The following is a 7,153-nucleotide window of genomic DNA, read 5'->3' as shown; positions in this document are numbered from 1 at the left end:
GCTTTTGGCTGGGCCGACCGCGATCCGAAGGTCGGCCCAGCCAAAAGCTTCCGCCGCCTGGTCGTAGCACTGGATCAGCGAACGGCTGGAGAACGGCTTCTTGCCGATCGGCTCCGCCTTCGGTTCATTGATCCGACGGAATTGGACCGGATCCATGCCAAGCGCCACTGCCATCTCGTCCATAGCGTTTTCAAGCGCGTAAACATAAGGCGTCTCAGGCGGTGAGCGCATGTAGCCCGGCGTGTTGCGGTCCGCCTGCACCAGCGAGACATGGGTCAGCACCGAGCCGTAGCCGTACATGCGGCCGGTGGCCGACGTGCCGCCGACGACATAGGCGTCCGGGCGCGACGTCACCTCCCAGCCTTCATGCGCGAAGGCGGTGATGTGGCCGTCCTTGCCGGCGCCGATGCGGATGCGGTGCCGGGTTTCGGCCCGGTAGGTCTGCGTGCCAAAAGCCTGCATGCGGCTGGTCACGCAGCGCACCGGACGTCCGAGGCGCTTGGCGGCCACCGCCACGATTGCCGTGCGCGGAGTCATCGGCCCCTTCGAGCCGAAGGCCCCGCCGATGAAGGGGCTGACGATGCGCACCTTCGCAGGGTCGATCTTCAACTGCCTTGCCAGCTCGACCTTCCAGCCGGTCACATTCTGCGACGGCTCGTGAACGGTCAGCTGGTCGCCTTCCCAGAAGGCCGTCGTTGAAAACAGCTCGATCGGGTTGTGATGCTGCGTGGGCGTCGAATAGCGCTGGTCGATCTTGACCGCGGCATCGGCATAGGCCGCATCGAAGTCGCCTGCCTTCACATCTTCCTTGAACAGAGGGCTCTTTCCGGCGGCAGGGATGGTCGCCGTCCCCGGGCTGTCGAAAGTCGCAGTCGGCTTCTCTTCCTCGTACTCGGCGCGGATCAGCCGCGCCGCTTCTTCGGCCGCCTCGAATGTCTCAGCAACCGCGAGCGCGACGATCTGACCGTCATGGAAGATCGTCCGATCGTGCAGCGGTCCGATAGAAGTCGCGCCGGAATTGCCGAATTTCGGTTTGTCCACCTTGTCCATGTCGCCATAGGTGACGATGTCGAGCAGGCCGGGCACCGCGCGGGCGTCGTCGAGACGAAGCTTCGTCACTTTGCCCTTGGCAATGCTGCTGGTGGCCAGCGCGCCATAAGCAATGTTGGCGGTGGGCAGATCGGCGGGGTAGTGGGCTTGTCCGGTGACTTTCAACCGTGCATCGACGCGCGGCAGCGGTTCGCCCATGTTCTCCTTGGGTCTGGGAGCGGCAGCGTCCATGGTCACACCTTCATGTCTCGGGTTTCAAGCAGCGCCCGCACCAGCGTTCGTTTTCCAAGCTCGATCTTGAATGCGTTGTGCTGGCGCGGTTGGGCTTGGGCGAAGGCGGCGTCGGCCGTCGCTTCTGCCGATGTCTCGTCGAGCTTCTTGCCTTGCAGGCTTTGTTCGGCCGCGCCGGCACGCCAGGGCACGGTCGCCACACCGCCGAGCGCAATGCGTGCCTCGCGCACGGTCTCGCCGTCCAGGTCGAGCGCGACGGCCGCCGAAGCCAGCGCAAAGGCATAGGATTCGCGGTCGCGGATTTTCAGGTAAAGCGAGCGCCGTGCCCACGGGATGGCGGGCACTTCGATCGCAGTGATGATCTCGTCAGCGGCGAGATCGGTCTCGATATGTGGCGTGTCGCCGGGCTGCCGATGCAGCTTGGCGAACGGGATCTTTCGTGCGCCGCGCGAGCCTTCGGCATGGACGACAGCATCGAGCGCTATCAACGCCTGGGCGAAATCGCCATGGTAAGTGGCGATGCATGCATCGCTGTCCCCCAGAACCGCATGCTGCCGGTTGAAGCCTTCCATCGCCGCGCAGCCGGAGCCAGGCACACGCTTGTTGCATTGCCAAGACGTCTCGCGGAAATATTCGCAGCGCGTGCGTTGCAGGATGTTTCCGGCCAGGCTTGCCATGTTGCGGATCTGGCCGCTTGCCGCCAAACGCAAACTGTCGGCAATGACGGGATAGCGCTCCTTGACCTCTCGGTGATCCGCAGCCTCGCCCATACGCACCAGGGCGCCGAAGCGGATGCCGTCATCGGTTACCCGGATTTGCCTCAGTCCAGACTCCTTGAGCCGGTTGAGATCAAGCAGGCGGTTGGGTTCCGCCACGCCGAGTTTCATGTAGTCGGCAAGGTTGGTACCCCCCGCGATGAACTGCGCATTTGCTCGCGTGGGTTGATCGTCGTTGGTCGTGAACCGGGACGCGATCGCGACCGCCGCGGAGATGTCGGCAGGCTGTTCATAGACGAACGGACGCATGTCAGGCTCCCTTCGTCTCGTCGCGCGCCTGCAGGATGGCGGCGACGATGTTGGGATAGGCGGCGCAGCGGCAGATATTGCCGCTCATATATTCGCGGATGTCATTCTCGGATTCGGCGTGACCTTCATTGACGCAACCGATCGCCGACAGGATCTGGCCCGGCGTGCAATAGCCGCACTGGAAGGCATCGTGGTCGATAAAGGCCTGCTGCATCGGATGCAGCTTGCCGTCGCTGGAGGCGAGCCCTTCGACCGTCGTGATGTCCTTGCCTTCGTTCATCACGGCGAAGCTCAGGCAAGACAGCACCCGCTTGCCGTCGACCAGCACCGTGCAGGCGCCGCACTGGCCGTGGTCGCAGCCCTTTTTGGTGCCGGTAAGGCCGGCATGGTCGCGGAGGGCGTCGAGCAGGCTGGTTCGGGTGTCGAGCGAAAGTTCATAGGGCTGCTCGTTGATCCTGAGCGACGTTACGACCGGCTGCCTCAATTTTGTTTGGGGGATGACTGGCGCCTCAGCCCGCGCGGTCGATGCTAGCAACGGTGCTGCCGCCGCCGAAACAGTACCTGCCATGAACCTTCTTCGACTGAACCCGTTGTTTGATGCGACTGACGGCTGGGACATGGCTCGCTCCTGGCTGGCTGGTCTTGTGCGCTAACCTTTCGATGGTTCCATTGTTCCGGCGCTGAACGCAGAACCGCGACACTTCACCAAACTGTGAGGCTCCTGCTCAACCGGAGTGCCGCGAGGCTTCGCCGGGAACATGCGGCGTGGCGAGGCGTTCTGTGCCAGTCCATCTCTCCGTCAGTAGGGCATCATGAAATCAAAGCTGGTCACTGAAACCTCTGGACAACGAATATTCGTGGTCGTGCTCGATCCGGGCGAGGAAGCCTTCGCCTCCCTCACGGCTTTCGCGGGGCAGAAGGGAATTACCGGCGCCTCGCTGACGGCGATCGGCGCCTTCGAGAGAGCAACGGTCGGATGGTTCGATTTCGGCTCGAAATCCTACCGCAAGCTACCGGTCGACGAGCAGTGTGAGGTGCTGAGCGCCATCGGCGACATCGCCGTCGACGACAGCGGCAAGCCAGCCTGCATCTGCATGCGGTGCTGGGCCTGAGCGACGGATCCACCCGCGGTGGGCACCTGCTGGAAGGCGTGGTGAAGCCGACCCTCGAAGTCACGGTGACGGAATCGCCCGTCCATTTGCGGCGTACGAAACGACCCGGCCTCGGCATCGCCCTGATCGATCTCGACGCGTAAAATCTCGCGCTACCGAAACCGCATCTTCGATCGAGCGTTCAAGCTTGATGGAACATGCGGATGTCTTTACGCGAAACGCAGCCGTCGAGCGATACGGCGGATGCCTGTGCGGCAACATCCGCTACCGCCTGACGGGGGAGCCGCGCGTGCATTACTGCCATTGCGATATGTGCCGGCGCACGACCGGGAGCGCCTTCGCCGTGCTTGGCTGGGCGCCTGTCGCCGGCCTCTCGTGGCTGACCACGGAACCAGCCTATCGCCGCTCCTCGCCGATTGCCCGCAGAAGCTTCTGCCGGTCTTGCGGTACGCCGCTTACCCTTGCCTACGACGCGAACCCGTACGAGGTCGCGATGCATATCGGGACCTTTGACGATCCGTCCGGGCTTGAGCCGCGTCATAATTACGGTTCCTCGCAACGGCTCGGCTGGGTCTGCTGCGGCATCGACCTGCCGCACCATGACACGGAAGAACGATGGTAGCGGCGCACCGGAGCTTGCCGTTGCCATCGGAAACGCCGCCGATGGAAGCGCGAACGGCGGAAGCCTTGCCCGAGGGAAATGGTTCCTGGCAATACGAGCCGAAATGGGATGGCTTTCGCTGCCTTGCCTTCAAGGACGGCAAGGCCGTCGATCTCAGGGCGAAATCCGGAAAGCCGCTTGGCTGTTACTTTCCCGAATTGATGGCGACGATGCAAAGCCTCGATGCGGAGGATTTCGTCGTCGACGGCGAGATCGTCATCGAGATCGACGGTCGCGCTTCCTTCGACGCGCTGCAGATGCGGCTGCACCCCGCGGAGAGCCGTATCCGCAAGCTGAGCATAGAGACGCCGGCGCGGCTGATCCTGTTCGACATGCTGGTCGCCCCGGGAGGCAAGATCATGCTCGAACGACCCTTGCGCGCCCGGCGCGAGGCTTTGGAGGCTTTTCTGTCCAAGGCGGCCAATCTCGGCCTCCAGCTGTCGCCATCGACCACCAATGTCGCCACCGCCAGGCAATGGCTGCAAGGCGCCGGCCACGGCCCGACCGATGGTGTCGTCGCCAAGATGCTCGACGAGCCATATCGGCCGGGCGAGCGCGCGATGGTCAAGGTCAAGCGGCTGCGCACCGCCGACTGCGTGGTCGGCGGTTTCCGCTATCTGAACGGCAAACGACAGGTCGGATCGCTTCTGCTCGGCCTCTACAACGACAATGGGCAACTCGATCATGTCGGCTTCACATCGACCATCGCCAATGAAGACCGCGCGGCGCTCACGGCGAAGCTCGAGGCGTTGCGCGGAGGGCCGGGCTTCACCGGCAAGGCCCCGGGCGGTCCGAGCCGCTGGAGCACAGAGCGCAGCGGTGAATGGGAGCCGGTGAAGCCGGACCTGGTTGTCGAGGTTCGTTTCGACCATGTCACCGGTGAGCGCTTCCGGCATGGCACGAGGTTGCTGCGCTGGCGGCCGGACAAGGCGCCGCAGCAGTGCACGTTCGAGCAGATCGCGTAGCCTAAAGCGCGTCGCGTTAAACCGGATTCATGCGACGCGCTTTAGGTTTTTGTTTCATGCATGTCGTCTTCCCAAAACCGAGATCACTTTTGGGCGACATGCATTAATCTGTCGGAGACAGCCTGGAGGATCATCTCTTGAACGCGAAGAGGCTCGCATCCGCATCCTCCTTGCCGGCGATGGAAGCCGAGACGATCTCGGACGCGATCTGTGAAAACGTGATTCCGTTTCCGCCGTAGCCCATCACCGCATGAACGCGCGCGTGGCCGGGCACACTGCCGATAATCGGAAGTCCGGTGTCGGTGGCTCCGAACGAGCCGGTCCAGGCGAATTCCGCCGCGGTGTCGAGTCGCGGGAAGATTTTGCCGAGTTTCTCCTCAAGCCGGTCCGTCTTTTGCGCGGTCAGGGCGTCGCGCCTCTCCTCGTCGGTGAACCCCTCGTCTTCGCCGCCGCAGATCACGCGACCATCGGATGTCGCCCTGAGATAGAGATAAGGGTCCGAAGCTTCCCAGATCAGGGCGGCGAGCGGCCAGATCTTCTCCGGCTGCGGCCGGGTGGCAATCGCCCATGTCGAGATGATGCGATGGCGCATCTTCGGCACGATATCGAGCAGCTCGTAGCCGGTCGTAAGAACAAGATGGCGAGCCTTGATCACAGGCCCATGTCGCGTCGCCACCGTCACGCCGAGGCGGGTATCGTCGATGGCGGTTGCTTCCGCCGGCGCATAGAACCGCGCTTTGCCTAGCAGCGCCCTCATCAGCAGTCCGGACGTCAATTTGCGTGGATCGAGCGCCAGATTGCCATGGCTCAGAATCGCTGCGGCGCGCTCTATCCCGAAATCTTCTCTCAGCTTCTTGCGTGGCAGGAAGGACGCTCCAATGCCTGCCTCACGACGCGCTTCGGCCTCGCTGTGCAGCTCCGGTGCATCGAGCCGATTGCCGGCCAAGTAGAGCGACGGCGTCTCGGCCGACCGGCAGCGAATATCGAGTTCCGCGATGCGTCCGCGCAGATTGAGCAGCGACAGCCTCGAGCGGATCCAGGCCTGCCGAGCGGCATCGCCTCCAATCATCCTGGACAGCCTTGTCAGCGGTTGATCGATCTCGAACGCGACGAGCGCCGTCGTGGCAGCCGTCGAGCCCTGCAACGGCCCACGCCTGTCGATGCAAATGACGGCGTGGCCGTCGCGGGTCAAAGCTTCGGCCATCATCGCGCCGCTAATGCCCATGCCGACGATCAGGACATCGGTCTTTGCATCTCGGGTCAGGCGTTCCGCCGGCACCGCGGGCGAGCGATAGGCAGACCAGACAGGTTTGCCGCTTCTGAGATCGAGCTGGCGAGGCATGAAAGTTCCCGGTTCCGCACGATAAGTCACAAGGCGCCGGTGCTGTTCCCGGGCAACCGCGCCGTGATTGGATATGAAGCGGAACAACTGTTTCGGCGAGAGGTTCTTCACTTGAAGCTCAGAAATGGAGAACCTCATGGACCCGCGCGACAAACAGCGGCCTGCAAAGACCGACGAAACCGAAGCGCCGACCATCGAACAGCAGGACTGGGACGCTCTGGAGGGCAGCAGGATCCTGCCTGACAGCGTCGCGGTGAACGGTGATCCGCAGGATGATGCCGAAGCCGAAGGGGACCTTCCGGAAGAGGATGACGACAACCCCTTCCAGGACAGCGACGAAGCCTTGCCTGATGACGAAGAAGAACGCGTCCTGTCGAAGGACCCTTCCAAGGAAGGCAACCGGTTCGACGAGGTCTGATGCATGTCGCCCAAAAGTGCGCAGCGGTTTTGGGAGAACGACATGCATCAAAACAAAGACTTAAAGCGCGTCGCGCGAATCCGCTTCGACGCGACGCGCTTTAAGAGCCGACCGGCTCAGATTTCCAGCAGCGCGTAGGGACGGCCCGTCGGCTTCGTGATGTGCATGGCGACGTTGTAGACTTTGGCGCCGCCGGGGGTCTGGCCCTCGAAAGTGCCACGGTGGGCATGGCCGTGCACGACCGCGCTCACCTTGAACCTGTCGATCGTTTCGGCAAGCCGCGACGATCCGAGGAACGGAAAGATTTCCGGCGGCTCGCCGGCGACCGTCTCCGCGATCGGCGCATAGT

7 protein-coding genes and 2 pseudogenes are annotated in these 7,153 nt (G+C 63.1%); 4 read left to right on the top strand and 5 right to left on the bottom strand.

Translation table 11 applies throughout. The features are described 5' to 3' along the window. From EOA27_RS15065 to EOA27_RS15055, 3 genes are all read right to left on the bottom strand, one after another. Positions 1-1,248 (bottom strand): molybdopterin cofactor-binding domain-containing protein (locus EOA27_RS15065; protein ID WP_245491097.1); only part of this gene is annotated, 1,248 nt, incomplete at its 3' end. A gap of 35 nt (positions 1,249-1,283) precedes the next feature. Further along, complete coding sequence (locus EOA27_RS15060; RefSeq protein ID WP_126079155.1) at positions 1,284-2,306, bottom strand: xanthine dehydrogenase family protein subunit M; 1,023 nt, start codon at positions 2,304-2,306, stop codon at positions 1,284-1,286. Position 2,307: 1 nt separating this feature from the next. Beyond that, positions 2,308-2,874: a (2Fe-2S)-binding protein gene (locus tag EOA27_RS15055; protein ID WP_189343248.1), complete on the bottom strand. Its 567-nt coding sequence runs from the start codon at positions 2,872-2,874 to the stop codon at positions 2,308-2,310. A gap of 244 nt (positions 2,875-3,118) precedes the next feature. Between EOA27_RS15055 and EOA27_RS15050 the strand changes: the two are divergent. From EOA27_RS15050 to EOA27_RS15040, 3 genes and pseudogenes are all read left to right on the top strand, one after another. After that, positions 3,119-3,561 (top strand): annotated as a pseudogene (locus EOA27_RS15050) (PPC domain-containing DNA-binding protein). A 47-nt stretch (positions 3,562-3,608) separates the two neighbouring features. Then, positions 3,609-4,040, top strand: coding sequence for a GFA family protein (locus EOA27_RS15045; protein ID WP_126083540.1), 432 nt, complete (start codon positions 3,609-3,611; stop codon positions 4,038-4,040). Further along, positions 4,034-5,044 (top strand): ATP-dependent DNA ligase, encoded by a 1,011-nt coding sequence (locus tag EOA27_RS15040; RefSeq protein ID WP_127256588.1) that lies wholly within the window; start codon positions 4,034-4,036, stop codon positions 5,042-5,044. Before EOA27_RS15045 ends, EOA27_RS15040 begins: the two co-directional genes overlap by 7 nt. Before the next feature lie 130 nt (positions 5,045-5,174). On the opposite strand, the gene EOA27_RS15035 is transcribed toward EOA27_RS15040, so the two are convergent. After that, on the bottom strand, positions 5,175-6,386 hold the full coding sequence (locus EOA27_RS15035; protein WP_126079158.1) for an FAD-binding oxidoreductase: 1,212 nt from the start codon (positions 6,384-6,386) through the stop codon (positions 5,175-5,177). Between the two features lie 136 nt (positions 6,387-6,522). On the opposite strand from EOA27_RS15035, the gene EOA27_RS15030 reads away from it, so the two are divergent. Further along, on the top strand, positions 6,523-6,804 hold the full coding sequence (locus EOA27_RS15030) for a hypothetical protein (RefSeq protein ID WP_126062585.1): 282 nt from the start codon (positions 6,523-6,525) through the stop codon (positions 6,802-6,804). A gap of 116 nt (positions 6,805-6,920) precedes the next feature. On the opposite strand, the pseudogene EOA27_RS15020 reads toward EOA27_RS15030, so the two are convergent. Further along, positions 6,921-7,153: pseudogene (locus tag EOA27_RS15020) on the bottom strand (metallophosphoesterase); the annotation flags it as partial.

Source organism: Mesorhizobium sp. M2A.F.Ca.ET.037.01.1.1 (genome assembly GCF_003998075.1).
In the GTDB taxonomy this organism is placed as follows: Bacteria; Pseudomonadota; Alphaproteobacteria; order Rhizobiales; family Rhizobiaceae; genus Mesorhizobium.
This window is presented reverse-complemented; position numbering and strand designations above follow the sequence as displayed.